The following is a 25239-nucleotide window of genomic DNA, read 5'->3' as shown; positions in this document are numbered from 1 at the left end:
ATCTCCCGAACCCATCCCCAACGGGCCGGTCCACCGACCCGGCGTTTGCCGTTGAGCCGCCCCCGGCTTGCCCGTAACGTCCCCAACGATGAGTTCGAACGCAGCCGCGTCCGACAACCTCCTGACCTGGCCGGTCACACGCCTCTACGGCGTGGGCGAGGAACGCGCCCGGTTGCTGGCCCGACTGGGCATCGAAACCGTGGGCCACCTGTTGTTGCACCGACCCCGCCGCTACGAAGACCGGCGCTGCTTCACCCGTATCGCCTCGCTCCAGGCAGCCCAGCCGGCACTCATCCGCGGCCGCGTCATCGCTGCCGGATTGAAAACCTTTCGCCGGCGCACCCGGTGCCTGTACGAGGTGATCGTGGACGACGGCACCGGCCGATTGCACTGCCGATGGTGGAACCAACCCTACATGGACGGCCAATTCCACCCCGGTGACGAACTGGTCGTCTACGGCAAAGTCCGCCAACTGAGGCCCCCCACCATCGACCACCCGGAAACAGAAACCGTCGAGGGCGACGAGGAATCATTCGTCCACTTCGACCGCATCACACCCATCTACCCCTCCACCGAAGGTCTGTCCCAGCGATGGCTCCGCGCACTGATCTGGCGTGTGCTGCAACGCTGGGGCCACCAGATCCCCGATCAGCCCGCCCTGCCGCCCCTGCCGCCGCCCTTCCATCCACTGCCCGGCCACGCACAAGCCATCCGATGGCTCCACTTCCCCGACACACCCGAGCAGGCCGAATGGGCACGACAACGACTCGCCCTCGAGGAATTCCTCGCGCTCCAACAGGCACTCTGGGAACGACGACGCCGCTTCATACAACTCGCCACCGCCCTCCCCTGCGCAGGTGACCGCAACCGATTCATCCGGCCCTTCCTGGCCCGACTCGGCTTCCAGCTCACCGGCGCCCAAACACGGGTCTTGCGCCAGATCCGCAACGACCTGGGCGGACGCTGGCCCATGCGCCGCCTCCTCCAGGGCGACGTCGGCAGCGGCAAAACCGTCGTGGCCGCTTGCGCCGCCCTCATGGCCCTCGAAAGCGGCTACTCCGTCGCACTCATGGCCCCCACGGAAATCCTGGCCGAACAACATTACAGCCTCTTCCAGCGCTGGTTCGAACCCTTGGGCGTGCCCGTCTGGCTGTACACCGGCAGCCGCAAAACAGGTCCCACCAGCCCCACGACCGCCCCCGCGGCCCCCCTTCTCCCCAAGCCCGACGCCGCCCTCCCTGAAGGCGTGGGTCTCTACATCGGAACCCACGCCCTCTTGAGTGAACACGTCAACCTGCCGCGCCTCGGCCTGGTCATCATCGACGAACAACACCGGTTCGGCGTGGCCCAGCGCGAAACCCTGGTCCGCAAGGGGCGTTACCCCCACCTGCTGGTCATGACCGCCACGCCCATCCCCCGCACACTCGGTCTAACCCTCTACGGCGACCTCGACGTCTCCGTCCTCGATGAAGCACCTCCGGGCCGCAAACCCGTTCGCACCCTCCTCCGCACCACGGCGCACCTGCCCGAGGTCTGGCAGTTCGTCCGCTCCGAACTGGCCGCCGGCCACCAGGCCTACATCATCTGCCCGCGCGTGGAAGATACCGACGCCGGAGCCGTCCGCGCCGTCGAACAGGAATACACCCTCATCCGCCAGGCCCTCCATCCCCACCCCGTCGGGCTCATGCACGGACGACTCCCCGCCCGGGAAAAAGACCGCGTGATGGAAGCCTTCCGTACCGGCACCATCGCCGCACTGGTCAGCACCTCCGTCATCGAAGTCGGCGTCGACGTACCCCGAGCCACCGTCATGGTCATCCTCAACGCCGAAACCTTCGGCCTCGCACAGCTCCATCAATTGCGCGGCCGCATCGGCCGCAGCAACCTGCCCGCGCACTGCATCCTCGTCTCCGACGCACGCTCCCGGGAGACCCGCCAACGTTTGGAAGTGCTGGTGCAAACCCAGGACGGATTCGCCATTGCCGAAGCCGACCTCAAACTCCGCGGCCCCGGCGAATTGCTCGGCCAACAACAAAGCGGCATGCCGCGACTCCGGTTCGGTGACCTGCTCAACGACCTGCCCCTCATCGAACTGGCCCGCCGCCTCGTCCGACAGGAACAGACCGAACTCGAACCGCACCCCGCAACCCCGCAGGCACCAGGACCGGTCGCCCCCGCATCCAACACCCCAACCTCAAAGCACGCAACCTGAAGAGGACCAGGACCGTCACCCGACAGCCGACCCCCACCACTCACAGTTCGCGAATCCAGATGTTCCGGAACCGGACCGGATTCCCGTGATCCTGCAACACCAGCGGGGCCTTGTCCGGATGCGGTTCGTAGCGCGGCGGATCCAAATAGGTGCTGCCCCGGATCTCCACGTGATCCTGCACCAGCACACCGTTGTGAAACACCGTGACCACGGCCGGTCGCGTCACCCGACCCTCGGCATCCCTCCGCGGAGCCCGAAACACGATGTCGTACACCTGCCACTCCCCCGGCGGCCGAGACGCATTCACCAGTGGCGGATGTTGACCATACACCGCGCCGGCCTGACCCGTGATGTAGGTCGGATTCTGCCACGAATCGAGAATCTGAATCTCGTACCGCCCCATCAAAAACACCCCGCTGTTGCCGCGTCCCTGGCCCTCCCCTTCCACCTTGGACGGCGTGGCCCACTCAATGTGCAGCTGGCAATCGCCAAAGGAGCGCCGGGTCCGGATGCTCCCCGTCCCGTTCACCACCATCGCGCCCTCCTTCAAGGCCCAACGCGCAGGCCGGCCCTGCTCGTCCTCCCAGGCGTCCAGGTTCCTCCCATCAAAAAGCACAATCGCATCCGCAGGCGGCGGCCCCGGATCCACCACACGCGGCTCCTTCGCCTCCCCACCCTCCACCGCGCACACCAGAAAGCCGAAACCGCAAATCACGGTAAGTTTGGACCAAGCCACTCCAACTCGGGACTGAACCGGTTCGTTCATGGACCCAAATTCAACATGAACCGCCCCGGACCGCAACCGGGAATTCCCGTTCACCACCACAAGCCCCGCCCTTCGGATGGCACCGTTGGGTCTGCAGGCAATTTGCCCTTTTACTCCAGTAACCGCATCCCGGCCGACGCCTTCTCCACCCTTCCCCATTCATCCAACCCGGGACAAAACGTAAGTGCCGGTCCCAACCTTGGCCCGACACCAACCCCATGACCCGCAACGCATCCGGGTGCAGCCCCGCACACCCTCGCCCGGCACCTCTCCACCCCGCCGCTCCCGGGAGCCGAGGTCGCCCAAAAGGTCGTCGCCCGCCCAATCCAAGCCGACACCCAAAAACAATGACCCACGGGCCGTTGGCGTTGCCATGGCAGGCCGCCGCCCTATAGTAGCCTGCGTATGCGCAGACTCGGGAAATGGCGATGGTGGGCCTGCCTCGCAATCCTCGGGGCAAGCCTGACCCCGGGAACAGCCCAGGTGTTGAAGGTTCTGCCCCAATACCTGGACCGCGAAGGCCGGGCAGCCCGGTCGCCCAGCCTCTTCGACCGCGACGCCTATCAGGCACAGCTCCGTCGGCATCCGGAACTGCGCGAGTCCATGCGGTTCCAAATCCTCTGGCGGCGACCCCCCAACGTCACCGGCAACCTCAAGCTCCGGATCGAACTGCGCGGTGTCGCCCGGGACGGTATCCCCCATGAGCAAACCCTCGAACAACCGCTCACAACCAAACGCACGGGACGGCACTGGACCTCAATCCGACTGGCCCCGGACACATTCCGTGCCTTGGGCGACGTGGTGGCATGGCGGGTCACCCTGTGGTCCGACGACACCCTTGTGGGCCAACAGCAATCCTTCCTCTGGGACCGCTGAAAGCCTGTTTATGAATCGCCAGCCACGCAACCGGACCCAACCGGGCCGCCCCGTAAAGGCACTCTCGGCGCACGGGAGTGGAATGCAATCTTGTGGTACCCACCTGCAGAAAAAGGTCGAGCCGTGAAATCCCTGGCCTCTTTCGCCCAAGCGTTGTTTCTGATCGTGCTGTTTGCCCTGGGCCTCTGGTTGGGCGCCCATTACAAACAATGGCTGGGCATACCCGAGGGCCCACGGATCCGAACCAGCGCCGCCGTCCTCCAGCAAATCCAGTCCCTGGCGCAACTGGTCACCGTGCGCTACGTGCTGGAAAAGGCGGTGATCGTGGAAGACGTCAAATGGTACGGCGAAAACCGACTCCTGTTGCTGGCCCACGGCGTGGTCAAGGCCGGTGTGGACCTGACCCGGGTCCAACCGGGCGACATCGAAATCCGCGATAACCGTCTGCGCCTGCGCCTGCCCGCACCCCGCGTCACCGATGCCTACCTCGACGAATCACGCACTCAGGTGATCGACCGTCAAACCGGCCTGCTGCGCCGATTCGATCGCGAAATGGAACAAATGGCCCGCCAAACCGCTCTCCGGGAAATCCGACTCGCCGCCCACGAAGCCGGCATCCTCAAGGAGGCGGAGGAACAGGCACGCCTGCAACTGACCCGGTTCTTCCAAGCCGCCGGCTTCCGCGAAGTCCAAATCGAATTCCGTCGCCCCGGCGACCCCCCCGAAACAACCCCCTGAAAGTCCGCCTCCGCCCCCGCCCGGCACTCCCTCCTCAACTCCGATTCCGTGACCGCTTGCGAGAATCGGACCCGACCCGGCCCACACTCACGACCCGCACCGGTACCTGTAACTCCGCGTCGTACCCTGACTGAAACTCCACCTGGAGCCGACGCCGCTGAATCCCAACCGGCCACTCGCTCGGCCAGGCCCACGTCCCCATCGCCTCCGCCCACACAGGCGGTCGGCCCTGCCGGTCCATGACGGCCGTGTAGTACCGGATCTCCTGCAGAAACGTCGCCAGCTGGAGCTTCGTCGCCATATCGCCCAACCGCGACGCGCAAAAACCATGCCACAACCCCGCAAAACCCCACACACGCAATCCACAACCCGCTGCAACCTCTGAAGGCCCCGCCCCTCCGGCCCCGGAAACCATCGCCATCCACACCATTCCACAGCCTCGCCTCCCGACCCATTTGCCGAGCGCGTCCCAAAACCGGACACCCCTGCCCACGATCATGCCAGCCCGACCCCCAATCAACCGGGTGTATCCCTGTCCTGACCCTCCACGCCGGATTCGTATCGCGCCAACATCCACCGGTTCGCCCCCCGACCCGTGCGCCCCTCAAGCAAAAACCCCGGGACAACCTCAACCATCCCCGCCGACCCCCGCACCCCCAATCCGCCCCATACAGCCATCAAAACCCACCAACTCCCACGCCTCCAGGGAAACCAGCCGGCTACGCACCCGAGTCGGGCCAACAGACCGCCCAGTTGGGTCGGAACCGGAGATGCACCGGCAATCGCCCCCCAACACGCCCAAACCTCATTCCCGCACCTGACCCGTACCCCTATCGGCCCTGGTCCAGCCGAGCCTCGGCTTCCCGCAGCAGCTCAATCACCGCCTCCGGCGTGGCAGCCGTCATCAAGGCCTCCCGCAACGCCACCTGACGTAACAGTCGGCTGATCCGCGCCAGCATGGCCAGGTGCACCGTCAAATCCGGCGCCAACATCAGGAAGAAAAGTCGCACCGGTCGACCGTCCACAGCACGGAACGCCACACCACCGGGGTGCCGCCCAAACACCAACACGGGCCGGTCCGACAAATGAGGCAGCGGCTGACGCGCATGCGGCAGCGCAACACCCTCGCCGATGCCGGTACTGTGCAGTTCCTCGCGATCCCGCAGCGCCTCCACCAGCTCCTCCAGCCGTTCCGGTCGGCCCTCCAAACCGGGCACACGCGCGGCCAGCTCGCGAAGAACCTCGTCCCGCGTCCGCGCCTGCAGCGACAAAACAATGGTGCTCCGGCTCAGTAACAAATGCAGTTGTAACGACCGGTTCGACTCCACCATGCCGCCCAAGGTAGCCCTGCCATGAACTCGGGAAAGTCCGAATTCCGCCGCCCCGGCCAACACGTCCCCCGCCCACCACCCGCAAACGCCTTGGGAACCCGCCGGCTTTCAACGATCCAACCCCCCTCTTCAGACCCTGGCCGCACCGCACCACCTCCAAAAACCGACCACCCCCGACCCACATCCCCACGGCATCCAAACACTCCCACCAAGCCCACACTTCCAACTGTCGGGTCCCGGCCATCATTCAACCCGCCGGACCCTCCCCCACTCCACGAGTTGCCCCGGCCCCATCGCCCGCCACCCGCCGGGCTTCGACAAACGCCGCCCCGCAAAACCGCCGGATCTCTTGACCTGGGTCAAGGCTTCGCCTCCACCGACCCGGATACTCGGAAGGCAGCGGATCGCCCGAACGTGGTTGGGCGGTCCCCACAAACCGACGGATCACACACCCATGAGAAACAAAATGACCACGACGACCACAACCCCGTGCCGCTCGTGCACGCCGACCTGGTGGATTCTCTGCCTGTGCGCAGCCTCATGGATCGGCGCCCCTCCACTCCGCGCCGTGGACCCTTCATCGTTCTGGAACGCCTGGACGCAGGACCTGCCCCCGGCCCTCCAAAAGGGAACGTTCTCCCTCAACGTACGCGCCCGATACGAATTCGTCCGACAAGACAACCTGCCTCTGGACTCCCATGCAGGCACCATCCGCACCCGGTTCGGATTCACCACCGCGCCGCTGTACGGGTTTCAGGGAATGTTGGAAGCCGAAAACATCCTGGCACTGGATGACGATTCCTACAACGCCGCCGGCGCCAACGGCCAGCCCGGCCGACCGGTCGTCGCAGATCCGGAAACCACGGAAATCAACCAGGCATGGATCTCCTGGAGTTGGGCCCATCAGCTCACCCTCAAGATCGGCCGGCAACGAATCGTATTCGACAATCAGCGCTTCATCGGCGACGTCGCCTGGCGCCAAAACATGCAAACCTACGACGCAGCCACCCTCAGCTGGCACCCCGCCACCGAACTGGCCCTGGACTATGCCTACGTCTGGGACGTGCGTCGCGTCTTCGGCAACGTAAGCGGCCTGCCACCTGCCAATCGAAACTTCGATTCCGACTCGCACCTGGTCCACCTCTCATGGGCACCCCATCCGGCTGCCCGCATCACGGCCTACGCGTGGCTCCTCAACCTCGAAAACGCAGCCGGCCCAAACGCCTCCTGTGCCACCTACGGCCTGGCCTGGAGCGGAACCCAACCCATCAAAGAAAACCTCCACCTGGACTACCGGTTGGAAGGCGCCTGGCAAACCGATTACGGCGACAGCTCGCTCGACTACAGCGCACCCTACTACCTCCTTGAGCTGGCTGCACGTTACGGGCGCTGGACCGCGGGCGCCGCATGGGAAACCCTGGGCAGCGACAACGGAGCACCCGTCCGCACGCCCCTCGCCACCCTGCACGCATGGAATGGATGGGCCGACGTCTTCCTCAACACACCCACAGCAGGCCTGCGTGACCTCCAGGCATTCGTCCAGGTAACACTCGCCGCCGACACCCCCCTCCGCGTGGTCTACCACAAGTTCAACGCCGAGGACAGCGGCGCTGATTTCGGCCGGGAAATCGACATCCTCATCTCCAAACGCGTCGGCCGTTACTGGACATTCCTCGCCAAATACGCCTGGTACGACGGAACAGACCGCCCTTACAACTTCGACATCCACAAGGTCTGGGCGCAGGTGGAATTCAATTTCTAAAGCCGGTGGCCCGTCCCGGGCGAGACGGGCACAACAGACAACGACATCCGTCGGTGGTTGACGACCGCGCCGGAGCGATCCTTACGAGCGGCTGGCTGGACCGTACCGGCAGCGAGGGATGCGGAGTAACCCATCACGACCCGTTCTCAAGGCGACACAGTTCGGGCGATCGCAAGCAAGGCGCCCCGCCCGCAGTCGCCGCAGCGTCGGGCCCAATCCCGGCCATTAGCCCCGATGCTGCATGAACCTCGACCCATAGACATGGCCAGACGCTCGATACGAACCGAATGGTGCCGCAACGGGGGAGGACGCATTTCCGTTTCTCGCGCCCGGCTATCGCTCAACCTGGCGCGCGGCCTTGCCCGGTGCATGCGCGGTCGCGCCAGCCGGGCCGGACCTGCCACAAACCCTTCCCTGCCGGCAACACATTGATCGAATCCCGGGCCCGCTGAAGGTGCATCGTCTGCAAGCACGGCACGGGCGTGTCGAAAACGCATACGACCGGGGACAAGGACCAAAGTCATCCGGCGACCGACTTCCGCTACGACTGCCGGCACAGCAACGCCCACCGTAGGACCACGGATCCGGCCGGCGTGTTTTCCATGGCTGGGCCTTTTTCATGAACCACGGAGTACACAGAGGAAAGCCACCGCGAAGACTTCGCATGCAGTGATCCAAACGAATCCGGTGAAGCGCCGCAATTGTCACCGTTTGCACACCACTGGCCAACCCGGACGCGATGCTGTCGCACAAGACGACAACCCGCCCGCGCCCTTGGCGTCGCATGAATTCCGGAGGAACCGCGTCCCCGCGCTCTACAAGACCACGTAGACACCGGGGACCGTCCCCAACCCGCAACACGATCACATCGAAAGTGCCCTTTGCGACGTCCGACAGGCCGGGAGGGACCGCGTCCCCGCGGTCCGGAACCAACCTGCGCACAGGAGACGGTGCGCCTCCCGCGCCATCGCCCAACTGAAGACACCTTGCATCATCCGCCAGCACGGGAGTTACGGCGTCCTCGCCCTCCATTGGATATGCACCAGCAACAACGGGGGTGATGCCAACCCATCCTGGCCCCCAACCCGCACTCTCCGTGGTCCAAAGGCCCAAGGAGGCTCTCTCGAGGGAGCAGCACCCCGCAATGTGACCGCCCCTCGTCTCGCATGATCCTTTTCGGCCTTCCTCCGCGGCAACCTCTGTGTCCTCCGTGCCTCTGCTCCATGAACAGCCTGTTGGTGCGCACGCGTGACATCACAAACCCGGGCCATGAACAGCACCTCACGCTCACCCGGGCCGGTTGTGCGCCTCAAAGAGGTCGGGCCAGGATGCCACCCCTCCCCCCCGTCTCCAGCCGGTGACGCCCGGATGCGAACATGTTCGGGTCACCGATGGACCCGACCGACCCCGCCACCAGGTTCAATGTCGCTTTCCGCCACGGGATCGGCCCGGTTCCGGAGAAGCGGGCAGGTCCTCAAACCCGAAGAAGGTGCGTGCGTTGTTGTAACAGAGGTTGCGGATCAGCGGGCCCAGGAGCGCATCGTCGTTCGGCAGCTCACCGTTCTCCACATCCCGACCCACAAGGTTGCAGAGGACGCGACGGTAATACTCATGCCGCGGATAACTCATGAAGGAGCGCGAATCGGTCACCATGCCGACGAAGCGCGAGAGCAGGCCGAGGTTGGAAAGGGCGTTGAGCTGCCATTCCATGCCCTCCTTCTGGTCCAGGAACCACCAGCCGGGCCCCAACTGGATTTTGCCGGGGATGCGCCCGTCCATGAAGTTCCCCAGCATGGTCCCGAACACGTAATTGTCGGCCGGATTGAGATTGTAAAGGATCGTCCGCGGCAGACTTTCCTCCTGATCCAATCGGTCGAGAAACGCCGCCAGATTGCGGGCCTGGGGGAAATCCCCGATGGAATCGAACCCGGTGTCAGGCCCCAGCTCGCGGAATCGCCGGGTGTTGTTGTTGCGCATGGCGCCCAGGTGCAACTGCATGACCCACCCCTTGGCCGCGTTCAACCGGCCCACATGAAGCATCACATGGGAGGCAAAGGCGTCGCGTTCCTCCGGACTGACAGCACGACCCGAACGCGCCTTGCGAAAAATGGCACGCAACCGCGCCTCGGTGGTGAATGTGGCGAACGCACTTTCCAAACCATGGTCGGAGGCCCGACAGCCAAGCCGGGCAAACGCATCATGACGCCGTTCCAGGGCTTTGAGGAAATCGTCCCATGACGCAATCTCCACATCCGCAGCCGCTGCCAGCCGGTCCACCCATGCGTTCCAGGCCCCAACCTGGTGGATCTGCAGGGCTTTGTCGGGTCGGAACGTGGGCACGACCTTGAACGGCACATTGGACCGGACCAGTGTTTCGTGATGACGCAGATCGTCGGTGGGGTCATCAGTCGTGGCCACGAGCCGGACGTTGAATTTTTGAAGGATGCCCCGCGCGGATAGTTCGGGGCGGGCGAGACATTCGTTGGCCCGTTTCCAGACCGCGGGCGCGGTCTCTTCGTTGAGCAGGAGGTTGATGCCGAAGTAGCGTTTGAGTTCCAGGTGGGTCCAATGGTAGAGCGGATTCCGTAGCGTGTGCGGGACCGTCCGCGCCCAGGCCAGAAACTTTTCATACGGCGGCGCGTCCCCGGTACAGTAGCGTTCGTCCACACCATTGGAGCGCATGGCACGCCATTTGTAATGATCCCCCTCCAGCCAGATCTCGAACAGGTTTTGGAACTTTCGGTCCTCGGCAAGGTCGCGCGGCGGCAGATGGCAATGAAAGTCCAGGATGGGCTCCGGTTCGGCATACTCGTGGTACAGCCGACGAGCCGTGCGCGTGGTCAACAAAAAGTCCTCGTGAATGAAGCTTTTCATCGGCTCCAGCAAACCGCAGGCGCAGGCCGCCCAGCAAGGGACAATTTGTGCACCGAAACCCATGATTTTTGCATCCGGTCGGCCACGGCCGGAAGGGTTTCGGGGACAGTTGCCAGCCGGGCCGGGACGACACTAGGTTGGTTTGCGCCGTGCCCGGTGCCAGGCCGGCACGGCCGATGTCACGGGCGAGGAACCAACCATGCGAGCCGGGCCGTTGATGACAGGGTGCCTGTTGCTGGGGATCGGGTGGATGAGCCTGACGGCCGCCACGCCGCGCGGTCCGCTGGAGATGACCATCCGCGTATGGCGGCCGGAAAACGGGCTGCCGGATCGCACCGTGACCGCCGTCTGGCAAACCCGCGACGGTTACCTTTGGGTGGGCACTCCCAAGGGGCTGGTCCGGTTCGACGGCGTCCAGTTCCGGTCCGTGGGGGTAAACGGTCCGGACCCCGGCCCGCCACCGGTCGTGACCGTCCTTTGTGAGGACCGGCAGGGACGATTGTGGGTGGGCACGCAAAATGCCGGGCTGTTGGTCCTCGAGCCTGACGGCTTGCGCCCGGTGAGCCTGCCCGTGGCGGCCTCGGCGACCATTCATACCATCACCGCGGCCGAAGACGGCACCTTGTGGGTCGGCACCAGCGCCGGCCTGGTCGAATGGCGGAACGGCCGCAGCCACGTGTTCACGACGGAGAACGGGCTGCCCCACAACACCATCAGCCAGGTTTCCCTGGCGCGAAACGGGGACCTCTGGATCACCACCGCGGGCGGCCTCTGTCAGTGGCAGGGCGGTCAGATCCGCCCCGTGCGATTCGAAGCCGAAAGCACCGGTCGCAGCCCGGAGTTTCTCGGCGTGTACGAGGATCGCCAGGGCAACCTGTGGGCCTTCGGAGACACGTACCTGGTCAACCTGACCGAGGGGAAACGGGTGAACTACTTCCGAAGCGGCGACGTAACGTCGGTCCGCATCTGGACGTTGTGGGAAGGGCGCGACGGTCGCCTGTGGATCGGCACCAGCGGTCAGGGACTCTTCTACTTCACCGGCGAACGGTTCCTGCCCTTGACGCTGCGCTCCGGCTCGTTGCCCAACGACGTGCGCGCACTCTGCGAAGATCAGGCCGGCAACCTGTGGTTGGGCACCGGCAACTCCGGATTGGTCTGCCTGAGCCCCACCCGCGTGTGGGTGCACGGCACGGAGACCGGATTGCCCCAGGGAGCCGCCATCCTCGTCCAGACGCATCCCTCCGGCCGACTGTGGGTCGGCATCGAGGGACAGGGACTCTGGATCCGAAACGGCGACAATTTCCAGCCTTCGACCGGTTGGTGGCGCGCCCCGGTGCGAAGCCTGGTCAGTGCGGTGGCTTTCGACGGCCCGGACCGAATGTGGATTGGCACCGCCGGAGCCGGTCTGTACGAAATCCGCCCCGATCGTGTCATCCGCCACAGCACCGCCGATGGCCTGATCTCCGAGGACATCGGTTTGGTGGCCACCGACGGCTCCGGCGCTCTCTGGATCGCTCCCCGTCAGGGCGGTTTGCAACATTGGCACCCGGATGGCGCCACCACCGCCTCAACAAGCCACCTGCCCCTCGACGTACAGATCACGGCCCTGCTGGTGGTGAGCCCCGAGGTCTGGGCCGGCACCCGAAAAGGCCGCCTCTGGCGAAATCTCGATGGCACATGGACCGAAATCGAGGGACTTGCCGGATCCGGCCATGGAGCCATCCGATCCCTCTGCCGGGACGCCGCCGGACGTCTCTGGGTGGGAACGGACCGCGGGCTGGCCTGCTGGACGGGGCGCCGTTGGCTGACCCGGACATGGGCCGCGGACGGCCCGGTCCCGGTGCTGGGCCTGCAGCAGGACGAGCAAGGAAACCTGTGGTGGACCACCGGGCGGGATGTATACCAACTCTCCACACACAGCCTGCGCCGTTTGTGGCAGGATGACCCCGGTGTGGAACCCCGCCGCTGGTACGCCGCCACGCACCGCTCCGAAACAGGCTTGCGCTGGGGCTGGCCCCACTCCGCCTCCACTCCGGACGGACGCCTCTGGTTCGCCACGGAATCCGGTTTGGTCAGCATCCGTACAGACGGGACCACCGAAGAACCACCAGCACCCTCCGTCCGGATCGAAACCCTGATCGTCAATGGCGAAGTCCGGGCCCTGCCGCAAAATTCCACCGCCCGACCCGGTCCAAACAGCACGCCCGCCCTGCGGTTGCCGGCCGGACTGCGGTCGCTCACCGTGGAATTCACCGCGCCATCCCCCGCCGAGGGTGAAAAAATCCGGTTTCAACACCGCCTCGAAGGCTTCGACGCCGACTGGCTGGACGACGGACCCGAACGGCGTGTGCGCTACGGACGACTGCCCGGCGGCAGATACCGACTCCAAATCCGCGCACGCAGCGCCGATGGCAGTTGGGAAAGCCCTGTGACCGAGCTGGCCCTCATCGTGCCCACCCCGTTCTGGCGCAGCTTCTGGGGCATGAGCCTCTGGGCACTCTTGCTGGCCGGTACCGTGGCCGGGGTGGTCCGCTGGACCTCCCACCGCCGCCTCCGCCGGCAATTGGAACACCTGGCCCAACAGGAGGCCATGCACAAGGAACGCATGCGCATCGCCCGCGACATGCACGATGAACTCGGATCGAAACTGACGCGCATCTCCTTCCTCAGTGAACGCGCGCTCCTCGAAACCCCGAAGACCGACGCCACGGCAGGAAAACTCCAGGCCATCGCTGAAACCTCACGAGCCCTGTTGCAGGCCCTGGACGAAATCGTCTGGGCCGTCAACCCCAGCAACGACAGCCTCGAGCACCTGGTTTCCTATCTGGCCCAGTACGCCACCGAGTATTTCCAGGGCACAACCGTCGAATGCCAGATCCGCCTGCCCCGCCAGGTCCCCCACGCGCCCCTCTCCGCCGAGGTGCGCCATCACGTCTTCCTGGCCTGCGAAGAGGCGCTCAACAACGTGCTCAAACATGCCCGCGCCACACGGGTCCAACTGGAAATGCAAGCAGTCAACGGATCCCTCCACATCCGCATCGAGGACAACGGCCGGGGGTTCAACCCGGTCTCACCCACGACCTCCGGACAGGACGGCTTGAAGAACATGCACCGCCGAATGACCGAGATCGGCGGTGCCTGCCAAATCACCAGCCGACCGGGCGCGGGAACCGTGGTCGAACTGGAATTTCCACTACCCCGTGAAACCTCATGAAAAGACGCTCTGAAAACATCCGCGTGGCCATCGTGGACGATGAAGCCGACCTGCGCGAGCAGATCGCCGCCTACATCGACGCGGCCGACGGGTTCCATTGCGTCCGGGCCTGCGCCAGCGCCGAGGAAGCCCTGGCCTGCCTGCCCGCAGACCGGCCCGACGTCGTGCTGATGGACATCAACCTCGGCACCATGGACGGCATCGAATGCGTCCGCCAACTCAAGCCGCTCCTGCCCGACACCCAGATCGTCATGCTGACCGTGTTCGAAGACACGGACCGCATCTTCCGCGCCCTGGCCGCGGGCGCCACCGGTTACCTGCTCAAACGCCTGGCCCCGCCCCGCCTGCTGGAGGCCATCCGGGAAGTCCACGGCGGTGGCTCGCCCATGTCGGCACCCATCGCACGAAAAATCGTCACCTCCTTCCAACAACCACCACCCAAACCCGACCCGGCCGCCGAGTTGTCACCCCGCGAACGGGAGGTGCTGGAAGGACTCGCCGAGGGCCGGGCCTACAAGGAAATCGCCGACAAGCTCGGCGTCAGCATCCATACCGTCCGCAATTACATCCGCCGCATCTATGAAAAACTTCACGTCCGATCCCGCACGGAAGCCGTCGCCAAATACCTCCGCGGCTGACGCAGCCCCCCGGGGTTCCACCACGGACCGCCCAAACCGGCGATCGCGACACCGGTGCCCCGCATTCAAAAGCCTCGCACGGCTCATCCCGGCCCTGCTGGCCGCCCGACTCCACGCCGCTCCACCGTCTCCCGACTCCAAGCCCACACAACACGCACCCGCATGGCAGCTGGTCCCCGGCCACATGACCACCCGCTGGGCCGCCCGGGTCAGCCCCGACCAAGTCTGGCCCGAATATCCACGCCCCACCCTCGTCCGCGACGACTGGCTCAACCTCAACGGCCTCTGGTCCTACGCCATCACACCCGCCTCCCGGCAAACCCCTCCAACCCGGTGGGACGGCCTCATTCTCGTCCCGTTCCCCATCGAGGCGCCCCTCAGCGGCCTGGGCCGCCGATTGCAACCCGACCAACGCCTGTGGTACCGGCGCACATTTCGAATCCCCGAGTCCTGGACCAACAGGCGGATCCGCCTGCACTTCGGCGCCGTGGATTGGGCCTGTTGGGTTTGGGTCAACGGAATCCACGTGGGCGAACACCGCGGCGGATATGACCCCTTCACCTTCGATATCACCCGCGCCCTGCAACCTGCCGGGGAAAATGAACTGCTGGTGGCGGTGGAGGACCCCACCGAGGGCGGCCAGCCCCGCGGCAAACAGGCCCACCGCAACGAGGGCATCTTCTACACCCCGTCCTCCGGCATCTGGCAAACCGTATGGCTGGAGCCGGTCCCACAACCCTGCATCAACCGTCTCGTCCTCCGCCCCGAACTCAACGGACTGCGCCTCCGCGTCGACCCCTCCTCTTCCCGGGACAACCTCGGCGTCCTGGCCATCGCCAAGGCCGAAGGTCGCGAAGTCGCCCGCGTCACCGGCCCCGCAGCACAGGAACTGTGGCTGCGCATCCCCGAACCCAGGCTTTGGTCCCCCGATAACCCCTTCCTCTACGACCTCGAGGTCGAACTGATGCACCAGGGCCACCCCGTCGACCGCGTGCGCAGCTATTTCGGCCTCCGCACCATCACACTCCGGACCGGCGAGGACGGTCGCGCCCGCATGGCACTCAACGGCCAAACCCTCTTCCAGCTCGGCACCCTCGACCAGGGCTACTGGCCCGACGGCATCTACACGCCGCCCTGCGACGAAGCCATCCAACACGAACTGCTCTTCCTCAAAAAGGCCGGATTCAACCTCGCCCGCAAACACGTCAAGGTCGAACCCGAACGCTGGTATTACTGGTGCGATCGACTCGGCCTGCTGGTCTGGCAGGACATGCCCAGCGGCGAAAACCACACTCCGGAAACCCGACTCCAGTTCGAAGTCGAACTGCAACGCATGATCGAGGCCCGCCGCAACCACCCCTCCATCATCGTCTGGGTCCTCTTCAACGAAGGCTGGGGCCAGTACGATACCGAACGCCTCACCGCCTGGGTCAAGGAACTCGACCCCGACCGACTCGTCAGCAACGCCAGCGGTTGGACCGACCGCCACGTCGGCGATATCGTCGATGTCCACAGTTACCCCGACCCCGTCTCGCCCCCGCCCGAACCCGGCCGCGCCGCCGTCCTCGGTGAGTTCGGCGGACTCGGCCTCGCCATCCCCGGCCATACCTGGTCCACTCAGTTCTGGGGGTACGTGATGTTGCCCGACCCACCCGCCCTGGCGGCCCGCTACCAACGCCTGCTCCAACAGGTCTGGCAACTCCATCGCGTCAGCGGCCTCAGCGCCGCCGTCTATACCCAGACCACCGATGTCGAAACCGAATGCAACGGACTGCTCACCTACGACCGCGCCGTCAGCAAGCTCGACCCCGCCCTGCTCAACCGCCTCAACCGCGACCCCAGCGCTCCCTGGCCCGGACAATTCCTCTCACCACCCGCCTTCTTGGAGCCGGTCCCCTGGCGTTACCGGCTCACCCCACCACCCGAGGGCTGGTTCCAACCCGACTACAACGACGCCGATTGGGCCGAAGGCCCGGCCGGTTTCGGCACCTACGGCACCCCGGGGGCCTTCGTCCAAACGCCATGGTCCGGACCCGACATTTGGCTGCGCCGCACCTTCCAATGCCCCGACCCCGTGCCCGACAACCTCCACCTCCTCATCCACCACGACGAAGACGCCACCGTGTGGATCAACGGTGTGGTCGCCACACGCCTGGAAGGCTACACCACCGATTACATCGCCGTCCCGTTGACTCCCGAAGCCCGCGCCGCCCTTCGGCCGGACCCCAACGTCCTGGCCGTCCATTGCCACCAAACCCGCGGCGGCCAATATATTGATGTGGCATTGTGGGTGCCGGAGGAAACCACCGCCAACCACCGCACCCCACAGCCCGGCCCGGCCCGGCCATGAACCACAAAAGCAACATCAAACATCACACGCCGCCACCGGCCGCAGCAACCGGCCCCAACCACGCGCTTCGCAACCACCAAAACCTCCCCCCTCACACCGCCCCACAGCCGCAAACCTGGCCGGCCTACCTCCGCCTGGCCCAAACCGGCGAACTCCGCCAGCGGGCCGAGCAAGCCCGACAGGCCCTGGCCGCCTGCCGCGTCTGCCCACGCAATTGCGGAGTCAATCGCCTCAGCGACGAAACCGGCATCTGCGGTATCGGCCGCCTGGCCCGCGTGGCCTCGGCCTTTCCGCACTTCGGTGAGGAGGATTGCCTGCGCGGCTGGCGCGGCTCGGGCACCATCTTCCTCGGCGGCTGCAACCTCCGCTGCGTCTTCTGCCAAAACCACGACATCAGCCACCGGCCCGCAGGCGAGCCCATGTCCCCACAGACACTCGCCAAACTCATGCTCGCCCTTCAGGACGCCGGTTGCCACAACATCAACTGGGTCACACCCTCCCACGTGGTCCCGCAATTGCTCGAGGCACTCGCCCTGGCCGCCGAGGCGGGCCTTCACCTGCCCATCGTGTTCAACAGCAGCGGCTACGATTCCCTCGAAACCCTCCGCTGGCTCGACGGCGTGGTGGATATCTACATGCCGGACTTCAAGTTCTGGTCCGCCGAGGTGGCCCGGCGCCTCACCCACGCACCTGATTACCCGGCCATCGCCCGCGCCGCCATCCGCGAAATGCACCGGCAGGTGGGCGACCTCGAGCTGGACGAACACGGACTGGCCCGACGAGGTCTCCTGGTCCGCCACCTCGTCATGCCCGAAAACCTCGCCGGAACCGCCGACGTGGCCGCATGGCTGGCCCGCGAAATCTCTCCCCGCACCTACTTCAACCTGATGGACCAATACCATCCGGCCGGCCGCGTCCTCTCTCCGACCGGACGACAACTCTGGCCCGAATTAACCCGCCGCATCACCCGCGCAGAATACCAATGCGCCCGCTCGGCAGCTGAACAGGCAGGCCTGACCCGATTCGATGAACGGCTCCGGCCCGGAGACACCGGCCCATGACTCTCCCACCCGCACACCCTCAACCTTCTCACAGCACCAGCGACCCACCCCCGAAACCCCGCCTTGAACAAGACACCACCACCCACCGTCCCAAAAGATGTGAGAACCCGGAATCATCGGACGTGGCACCTCCTCCTGCCGTGGCTGATCCCCTCCGCCCTCCTCGTCGCCGGGCCGGGCCACCTCGAAAACGGTGGCTTCGAAAACGGCCTGACCGGTTGGCGGCCGCTCTGGACCCGCCAAACCAACGCCGGCCGGCTTCAGCTCGACCCTCACACCGTGCACACCGGTCAAAGCGCCGCACGAATCGAGCACCGGGGAAACCTGGACTGGAGTTTTGAACCCGCGCTCCAACTCTCCGTGGTCCCCGGCCAGGTCGTCGTCTTCCAGGCCTGGACCCGCAAAACCGGGTCAGGCACCGCGTATTTGTGTGCCTCCCTCTGGGCACCGGACGGTCGCGTGATGGAATGGACCTACGGCAGCCGGGAAATCCACAACTCGGATTCCTGGCAGCTCCACCAGGTCCGCTGGGTTGTCCCCGATGGAGTGGCCCGGCTCCAGCCGCGGTTCATCGGCACCGGCACCGCCACCCTCTGGATCGACGACGTGAACCTGGAACACCCTACGGAAAACGCACGACCACCGGATCCCAACCTGCCCCCGGCCCTGACGTGGGAAAACCCCCTCCTCACAGTCACTCTGATCACGTCCAACGTCACCCTCCACGTCACCGACCGGCGAACCGGCCACACCTGGCATCAGGTCCCGCTACATCGCGAACTCCGCACCCTGTGCGCCACCCCCCAGCCCCGGGGATTCCAACTGGTACTCGATCAACAGGCATGGGATCGCACGCTCCACCTCACCCTCGAGGGCGAGCCGGAAAAACCGGAGTTCACCATCGAACTATCCTCCCCCGGGCCCATGCAAAACGGCCCCCTCCGATTCCCCCACCCATTCGAAAGTCAGCCCGGCCAATACCTCGTCATCCCCATGAACGAGGGCATCTCCTACCCGGTGGAAGATCCGGACGTGGACCTCTTCCGCCTCGTCACCTACGGCGGACACGGCCTCTGCATGGCCTTTTGGGGCGTCACCGACGGCACCAACGGTTATGCCGCCATTTTCAAAACCGCCGACGACGCAGCCATCCAGATCCATCGCCGCAACGGCCGGCTCACCGTCGCTCCCGAATGGGACGCCCAAACCGGCCAGTTCGGCTATCCCCGCCGGCTCCGCTACATCTTCTTCAACCAGGGCGGCCACGTGGCCATCGCCAAACGTTACCGCCGGTACGCCCGCGAAATCGGACGGTTCCGCACCCTCGCAGAAAAACGCCAACAAAACCCGCACGTGGACCTCCTGATCGGCGCCGTCAACGTGTGGTGCTGGGATCCCGACCCCGTCTCCATCGTCCGCGAAATGCAGCAGACCGGCATTGAACGCATCCTTTGGAGCCAGGGCCAACCCCCGGAAACCCTCCGCAAACTCAACGAACTCGGTGTCTTGACCGGTCGCTACGACATCTACCAGGACGTCATGGACCCCGCCCGGTTCCCACACCTGAAGGGAATCCATCCCGATTGGCCCACCGAGGCCTGGCCCGACGACCTCATCCGCGACGCCACCGGCCGGTGGATCCCGGGGTGGGAGGTCGAGACACGCGACGGCACGCGCATCCCCTGCGGCGTCCTCTGCGACAGCCGCGCCCTTCACTACGCCCGACCCCGCATCTCCAACGAACTGGCCACCCACCCGTACCGCGCACGCTTCATCGACACCACCACCGCCAGCCCGTGGCGCGAATGCTACGACCCCGCCCATCCCATGACCCGCTCCGACAGCCGCCACCACCGCATGCAGTTGCTCCAATTCGTTTCCACGGACATGAACCTCGTCACCGGATCGGAAACCGGACACGACGCCGCCGTTCCCTACGTCCACTACTTCGAGGGCATGCTCAGCCTCGGACCTTATCGGGTGCCCGACGCCGGCCGGGACATGGCCCGGATCTGGACCGAAGTCCCACCCCAACTCGCCCGTTACCAGCTCGGCTGGCGCTACCGCCTGCCCCTGTGGGAACTGGTCTATCACGACTGCGTCGTGGCCCAATGGTACTGGGGCGATTACAGCAACAAACTCCCCGCCCTCTGGGACCTGCGCGACCTCTTCAACCTCCTCTACGGCACCCCGCCCATGTTCATGTTCGACCGCAAACTCTGGCACGAGCAAAAGCAGCGTTTCGTCCGGTCCTACCGCACCGTCTGCCCCGTCGCACGCCGCGTCGGTTACACCGAAATGACCGATCACCGCTTTCTCTCCCCCGACCGCGCCGTCCAACAAACCCGCTTCGCCAACGGGGTCACCATCACCGTGAACTTCAGTGACTCACCCCGGCGCACACCGGACGGATCCACCCTCCCACCCCTCGGCTACCGCGTCGACATCAACCCAAACTGACCCCCAAACCAACCACCCCCTCCAACCCGCGCCCTGCCAAACTCACGGCAACCGCAGCGGTCGCACCCGAATGTTCCGAAACGCCACCGGACCGTGGTCGCCCTGCAACATCAACGGGCCCGTCGGCCTCTCATCCTCAAACAACGCCGACCGCGTGGGCCCGTTCACCACCACGTCCTCATGCACCAACCGGCCATTGTGCAACACCCGCACAAACCGCGCCGGCTCAACCTTCCGCCCCTCCGCATCAAACCGCGGCGCCCGAAACACAATGTCAAACGACTGCCACTCCCCCGCCGGCCGACTCGCATTCACACGCGGCGAATGCCCCTCCACCTCACGACCGTCCACCCACCGCGGATAAATCCCACCACACTCAATCCCCGGATACTTGTCCCGTTCCACCCCGTAACTGTCATAGATCTGCACCTCGTAACGCCCCATCACGTACACCCCGGAGTTGGAACGCCGGGCCAGACAAAACTCCACATGAATCTCCGCGTCACCAAATTCCTCCTCGCTGACCAGGTGAACCGTCCGGCCCCGTGGACCGTTCCACGCCACACCGGTCCCCTCCCTGGCACGCAAACGCCGGGGATCCTCGGGATCCAATTCCACATCCCCCGCCACCTGCCAGTCGCCCGTGGGCCCGCGCCACCCCGTAAAATCCCTCCCGTCGAACAGCACACGCACCCCGGCAGACCCCGCATCCTCCGCACAGCAATCTGTCAACCCCAGCCCAACCCCACCCGAAATCCACAGGCCCAAGACCAACCGAACCATCGCTCGAACCCACAAACCGGCCCCAGCCATGCAGACCCACCCAAACCCACCTGATGCCCTCGCTTTCATACCCGTTCAAAACCGTCTCCGAACTCAACCCTCTTCGTAACCGCAACCCAACAGGACCGCAGAAGCCTTCTCTCCAGCCCTTCACAGTACCCGGCCCGGCCCCAGGCCCGCACACCCGGGCCCGGCCCGAAAACCCCCGCCACAAAGCCCTGCGCCTGCGAGCATCTCCCCCCGTCCCCACTCAGCTCAGCAATTCCCAAAGCGTAATCTCGGGCTCCCCTTCCACCAGCTCCGGTACCCGGGCCAAAAACGCCTGCAGATGAGGACGACCCATGTGCGTCTCCCAGTGCGGGCGGTCGGCCCAAATCTCGTAAAACAGGAACCGACCCGCGGAGTCCTGCGACCGATGCAAATCGTACCGGACACAGCCGGGTTCCTGACGCGTCGGCGCCACAAGACCCCGCAGCGCACGCTCAAGCTCCTATTCCCGACCGGGCCGCGCCCGCAACGTGGCGATCACAACCAAGGGTTTCATGCTCAAAAGTCGCCCCGGATCCATCGGTACGAGCCCCTCAGGCTCGCGACGTCTCCCGCAATCCACTCAAAATCCGTTCGGCCGCCTCACGCGGCCGCGGCGCACCGGTAATCGGGCGCCCAATCACCAACCAGTCCGCTCCCGCCTCCAACGCCTCCTGCGGCGTCAGAGTCCGTTTCTGGTCGCCCGGATCACTCCCCTCCGGCCGGATGCCCGGCGTCACCAATTGCATCCGCGGCGGCAGCAACTGCCGCAGCCCCGCCACCTCCAGCGGAGAACACACCAAACCGCGCAAACCCGCCCGAACCGCCAGCATCGCCAACCGCTCCACCTGCCGGCCCACATGATCGTCACATCCCACCTCCGCCAGCGCCGCCCCATCCAGACTCGTAAGCACGGTCACCCCCAACACCAACGGCGCCGTCCGACCCGTCTCCGAGGCCGTTTGCCGGGCCGCCTGCTCGGCCGCTTGCAGCATCGCCAACCCCCCAAGGGTGTGCACCGTCAGCATCTGCACATCCAAATGCACCGCCGCCGCCACCGCACGGCTCACCGTGTTCGGGATATCGTGAAACTTCAAATCCAAAAAAACCGGGGCCCCCATCGACCGAATGGCACGTACCAGGTCTGGCCCCGCCGCCGTAAACAACTCGCTCCCCACCTTGAACCCGCCCACCACCGGCGCCAGCTCCCGTACCAGTTCAAGTGCCTGGTCCGCCCTCGGAACATCCAATGCCACGTAAATCGGATTCCGCATCCGCACCAGTATCCACACCCGGCCCCCTCCACACAACCGGCAAGTCAAATCCTCATCACACCGGAATGCCGCTCAACCTTCCTGCCCCACTCCCTCGTCCGGTTCGCACCAGCCACCCCGTGAAACCGCAGCGCTACAAACAACCATCGGTGCGGCCTCGAATCTCATGGTCAACGTGGATCCGACACACCCACCTCGCCAGCCACCGCACAGGTGACCGCCATCCGAAAGGCACACCCCCGGCTCCCATCACAGACCCAGCCCACCGGACCCCAACCCTGAAGCCAATCACTTCCTCCGCCCAGAGGCCATCGCCCACCCCCTGCCCTCACCCGCACACGTTTCGACTTGCTACGCCCGCACCACTCTCCTGCCAGCGCCGCCCGGAAGTTTCTACGGGCTCGTATCATCAGGTTCAACATCCACCTCCGCCGCCCCCTGTGTCCGATGCCCTCCATGACCCGGCCCACCCCCCGAACCTGTCCCCGGCCTCCGGAGCCGCTCCAACAACCGCCCATGCTCAACAACCAACCGTTCGTAGTTCGTTACACAGTTTCGGTATCGATCCGCCAACTCGCCAACCCGCTGGTTCAATTCCCGGATCGTCCCGGCCGCTGCCTCCAGCTTCTCGTCCCGCAACCGTACCGCTTCCATCCAGTTGGTCAGCACCTCGCGCAACCGCCCCACCTCTGCCTCCAATCGATCCCGTTCCCGACTGACACCATCCAACTCCCGCCGCAGCTCGGCACTGCGCTCCTCGCTGACGCGATACCGCTCCTTGAACAACCCCAAATCAGCCCGCGCGCTCTCCAGCTGTCCTTCCAGCCGCGCCTGCAGTTCTACCAGCCCCCGCACTTCCCTCCGGGATTCCTCCAATCGCAGCTGCAGTTCCCGGTCCTTCCACCACTGCACAACGCACAGCACCGTCAACAACGGAATCGCCAGAAGATTGATTCGGTTAAGCGTCCGTTCCATCTCAGCCCTGCCCCGCCGGCCGCGTATGCAGCGTCACCTGATGAATCCCCAGCGCCCGCACCACATCCAGCGCCCGCACCACATCCGCATGCCGGGCCTCGCCATCCCCGCTGACCACCACCCGCGGCTCTCTCTGCCCCTTCAATCGCTCAGCCAGAGCAGCAGCCAATTCCGCCGGTCCGTACACTCGTCCCTCCCACCAAAGCATGCCATTGCGGTCCACCACCAAATGCACCGTTACCATCCCGGTGTCACTCTCCGCAGAGGCCGCTGCCGGCAGCTGCACCGGTACGCTCTCCAGGTACGTCATGGAAAGGCTCACCAGCATGAACGCCGCCAACAAAAAAAACATGATGTCAATCAGCGGAATGATCTCAATCCGCGGCGGCTCTTCACCCGATTCGTTTGGGCCCAGGGTTACCGGCATGGTTCCTCAGAAATCGTGAAAGATCCGCGCAGGAGATGGAGACGGCGCACCCGACCCACCCCCCACCATCGCCCTCCAATCCACACCCCGTGCCCGCTGCGCTTCCAACAACAGATCCACGTGTTGAATCCAACGCTGCAACCGCCCGCGCATGCGGCTCAGTCGCCGGCTCAACCAGTTGTAGGGCAGCAAACACAAGATCGCAATAAACAGCCCCGACGCCGTGGCAATCAACGCCTCGGCAATCCCCCCGCTGATCCGGGCCGCAGCCACGGTCTGATCACCCAGAAAATGAAATGACCGCATGATCCCTACCACCGTGCCCAGCAATCCCAGCAAGGGCGCCAATGTAATCATCGTGCTCAATACCCAGAGCCGCTTCTCCGCCTGGTCCAACAGCTCCGCCGCTCGCAATTGCATCGCCCCCACCACCGAGACATTCGCACCCTCCAATCCCACTCGCAGCGTCTGCAGAAACGGATCGTCCGATCGCCGCACCAGTTCCACCACACGGTCCCACCGGCCCTGGCCCGCCGCCGACAAAACCTCCTCCAACAAAGGTCCATTCAACCGCCGCGTCAAAGACCACCACCAGACCAACCGCTCCACCAAAACCGTTCCCGCCAGCAGTAAACACCCCAGAATGGGCCACATGATCGGCCCACCCGCCAAAAACCAATGCACCAGAACGTTCGCCAACATGTGTCCCTCTCAACCCCGAAACCCAACCTCGGCCCGGGCCAGCTCAAATCGAATCTCCACCTCGTACAACCTCACCTCCCCCGGCCGAAACCGCCACCAACGCCGCACCGTCGTCAGCGCCGCATCCCGTAACAAGGGCCACGAACATCCATCCAACGCCTCGGCCCACAGCACACGCCCATCCTGCCCCACACAAAACCGGATCCGCACCACTCCCTCCTGCCCACGCCGCCGCGCCTCCAGCGGATACGGGGGCGCCGGTTGCCGACCCTCCCCCACACCCAGTACCAGGGCTTGCACACCACCCCCGGAACCGGTTCCAGCAACCCCGGCCCCCGCACCCACTCCCCCACCATGACCAGACCACCTTTCAGACGTGGCTCCATTCTCCACCCGCCCGCCACCAGCCGATCCCTCCACCGCCAACCCTTGATCCGACCACAACGCCACAGGCAACTCCGGTAAAGCAGGTAAATCCTGCGCCACCATCGCTGCCGGTACGGACACCGACGCCGACGGTTCCGGCAACACCAACTCCCCCGCTGGAAGACTCTGCTCCATACCTGCGGGACTTGAAGCAACCCCATCAAAACCCGGAGGCGCCAGTTCCACAGCAAGGGGTTTCACCTCAAGCACCGGCGGCGCAACCTCTTGAGCCTCCTGCACAGCCTCCGGATAGGGGACCACCAGCCCCACAAACCCCGTCCCGGCGGTCACAGCCCATAAAACCGCCAGCGCCGGTTGGACCAACTCCGCACCCATCAGCCCC

At 65.2% G+C, this 25239-nt stretch carries 19 protein-coding genes and 1 pseudogene; 9 read left to right on the top strand and 11 right to left on the bottom strand.

Annotated features, from left to right (window positions below; all coding sequences use genetic code 11):
* Window positions 1-88: 88 nt before the first annotated feature.
* A complete protein-coding gene (recG, locus tag G4L39_RS01145) occupies window positions 89-2212 on the top strand; it encodes an ATP-dependent DNA helicase RecG (protein WP_165105278.1) in 2124 nt (707 codons plus the stop codon).
* 40 nt (window positions 2213-2252) lie between these two features.
* On the opposite strand, the gene G4L39_RS01140 is transcribed toward recG, so the two are convergent.
* Window positions 2253-2978, bottom strand: coding sequence for a 3-keto-disaccharide hydrolase (locus G4L39_RS01140; RefSeq protein ID WP_165105277.1), 726 nt, complete (start codon window positions 2976-2978; stop codon window positions 2253-2255).
* A gap of 405 nt (window positions 2979-3383) precedes the next feature.
* Between G4L39_RS01140 and G4L39_RS01135 the strand changes: the two genes are divergently transcribed.
* Both G4L39_RS01135 and G4L39_RS01130 read left to right on the top strand, forming a co-directional pair.
* Complete coding sequence (locus tag G4L39_RS01135) at window positions 3384-3854, top strand: hypothetical protein (protein ID WP_165105276.1); 471 nt, start codon at window positions 3384-3386, stop codon at window positions 3852-3854.
* Between the two features lie 123 nt (window positions 3855-3977).
* On the top strand, window positions 3978-4592 hold the full coding sequence (locus tag G4L39_RS01130) for a DUF4230 domain-containing protein (protein ID WP_165105275.1): 615 nt from the start codon (window positions 3978-3980) through the stop codon (window positions 4590-4592).
* Between the two features lie 34 nt (window positions 4593-4626).
* Here G4L39_RS01130 and G4L39_RS01125 read toward each other — a convergent pair whose 3' ends face one another.
* Together G4L39_RS01125 and G4L39_RS01120 are read right to left on the bottom strand one after the other, a co-directional pair.
* Window positions 4627-4893 carry a hypothetical protein gene (locus G4L39_RS01125; RefSeq protein WP_165105274.1) on the bottom strand — a complete coding sequence of 89 codons (267 nt, stop codon included), beginning with the start codon at window positions 4891-4893 and terminating at the stop codon, window positions 4627-4629.
* A gap of 529 nt (window positions 4894-5422) precedes the next feature.
* Window positions 5423-5923: a PTS sugar transporter subunit IIA gene (locus G4L39_RS01120; protein WP_165105273.1), complete on the bottom strand. Its 501-nt coding sequence runs from the start codon at window positions 5921-5923 to the stop codon at window positions 5423-5425.
* A 454-nt stretch (window positions 5924-6377) separates the two neighbouring features.
* Here G4L39_RS01120 and G4L39_RS01115 point away from each other — a divergent pair, with 454 nt between their 5' ends.
* Window positions 6378-7685 (top strand): alginate export family protein, encoded by a 1308-nt coding sequence (locus tag G4L39_RS01115; RefSeq protein WP_165105272.1) that lies wholly within the window; start codon window positions 6378-6380, stop codon window positions 7683-7685.
* 1419 nt (window positions 7686-9104) lie between these two features.
* Here the strand turns inward: G4L39_RS01115 and uxaC are convergent.
* The gene (gene uxaC / locus G4L39_RS01110; RefSeq protein ID WP_165105271.1) at window positions 9105-10559 is read right to left on the bottom strand and encodes a glucuronate isomerase; all 1455 of its coding nucleotides are present in this window, start codon (window positions 10557-10559) and stop codon (window positions 9105-9107) included.
* A gap of 199 nt (window positions 10560-10758) precedes the next feature.
* Between uxaC and G4L39_RS01105 the strand changes: the two genes are divergently transcribed.
* The 5 genes from G4L39_RS01105 to G4L39_RS15690 all read left to right on the top strand — a co-directional run bounded on the left by G4L39_RS01105 (window position 10759) and on the right by G4L39_RS15690 (window position 20282).
* On the top strand, window positions 10759-13773 hold the full coding sequence (locus tag G4L39_RS01105) for a sensor histidine kinase (RefSeq protein ID WP_165105270.1): 3015 nt from the start codon (window positions 10759-10761) through the stop codon (window positions 13771-13773).
* The gene (locus G4L39_RS01100) at window positions 13770-14411 is read left to right on the top strand and encodes a response regulator (protein WP_165105269.1); all 642 of its coding nucleotides are present in this window, start codon (window positions 13770-13772) and stop codon (window positions 14409-14411) included. The genes G4L39_RS01105 and G4L39_RS01100 overlap by 4 nt, the downstream gene beginning before the upstream one ends.
* 184 nt (window positions 14412-14595) lie before the next feature.
* Window positions 14596-16761 (top strand): glycoside hydrolase family 2 protein, encoded by a 2166-nt coding sequence (locus G4L39_RS01095; protein WP_165105268.1) that lies wholly within the window; start codon window positions 14596-14598, stop codon window positions 16759-16761.
* Window positions 16758-17822 carry a radical SAM protein gene (locus tag G4L39_RS01090; RefSeq protein ID WP_165105266.1) on the top strand — a complete coding sequence of 355 codons (1065 nt, stop codon included), beginning with the start codon at window positions 16758-16760 and terminating at the stop codon, window positions 17820-17822. Before G4L39_RS01095 ends, G4L39_RS01090 begins: the two co-directional genes overlap by 4 nt.
* Before the next feature lie 99 nt (window positions 17823-17921).
* Window positions 17922-20282: a glycoside hydrolase gene (locus G4L39_RS15690; RefSeq protein ID WP_165105265.1), complete on the top strand. Its 2361-nt coding sequence runs from the start codon at window positions 17922-17924 to the stop codon at window positions 20280-20282.
* Between the two features lie 42 nt (window positions 20283-20324).
* On the opposite strand, the gene G4L39_RS01080 is transcribed toward G4L39_RS15690, so the two are convergent.
* The 7 genes and pseudogenes from G4L39_RS01080 to G4L39_RS01050 form a co-directional block, all read right to left on the bottom strand.
* Window positions 20325-21065, bottom strand: a complete 741-nt coding sequence (locus G4L39_RS01080) for a 3-keto-disaccharide hydrolase (RefSeq protein ID WP_165105264.1) — start codon at window positions 21063-21065, stop codon at window positions 20325-20327.
* Between the two features lie 250 nt (window positions 21066-21315).
* Window positions 21316-21543, bottom strand: a pseudogene (locus G4L39_RS01075) (putative quinol monooxygenase); the annotation flags it as partial.
* Window positions 21544-21646: 103 nt separating this feature from the next.
* A complete protein-coding gene (pyrF, locus tag G4L39_RS01070; RefSeq protein ID WP_165105263.1) occupies window positions 21647-22366 on the bottom strand; it encodes an orotidine-5'-phosphate decarboxylase in 720 nt (239 codons plus the stop codon).
* 393 nt (window positions 22367-22759) lie between these two features.
* On the bottom strand, window positions 22760-23341 hold the full coding sequence (locus G4L39_RS01065) for a hypothetical protein (protein ID WP_165105262.1): 582 nt from the start codon (window positions 23339-23341) through the stop codon (window positions 22760-22762).
* A 1-nt stretch (window position 23342) separates the two neighbouring features.
* Window positions 23343-23768, bottom strand: a complete 426-nt coding sequence (locus G4L39_RS01060; protein WP_165105261.1) for an ExbD/TolR family protein — start codon at window positions 23766-23768, stop codon at window positions 23343-23345.
* Window positions 23769-23774: 6 nt separating this feature from the next.
* On the bottom strand, window positions 23775-24470 hold the full coding sequence (locus G4L39_RS01055; protein WP_165105260.1) for a MotA/TolQ/ExbB proton channel family protein: 696 nt from the start codon (window positions 24468-24470) through the stop codon (window positions 23775-23777).
* Window positions 24471-24479: 9 nt separating this feature from the next.
* Window positions 24480-25232, bottom strand: coding sequence for an energy transducer TonB (locus G4L39_RS01050; RefSeq protein WP_165105259.1), 753 nt, complete (start codon window positions 25230-25232; stop codon window positions 24480-24482).
* Window positions 25233-25239 lie beyond the last annotated feature (7 nt).

This window comes from Limisphaera ngatamarikiensis, from assembly GCF_011044775.1.
In the GTDB taxonomy this organism is placed as follows: Bacteria; Verrucomicrobiota; Verrucomicrobiia; order Limisphaerales; family Limisphaeraceae; genus Limisphaera; species Limisphaera ngatamarikiensis.
Note: the sequence above shows the minus strand (reverse complement) of the source record. Positions and strands in the feature narration are given on the sequence as shown.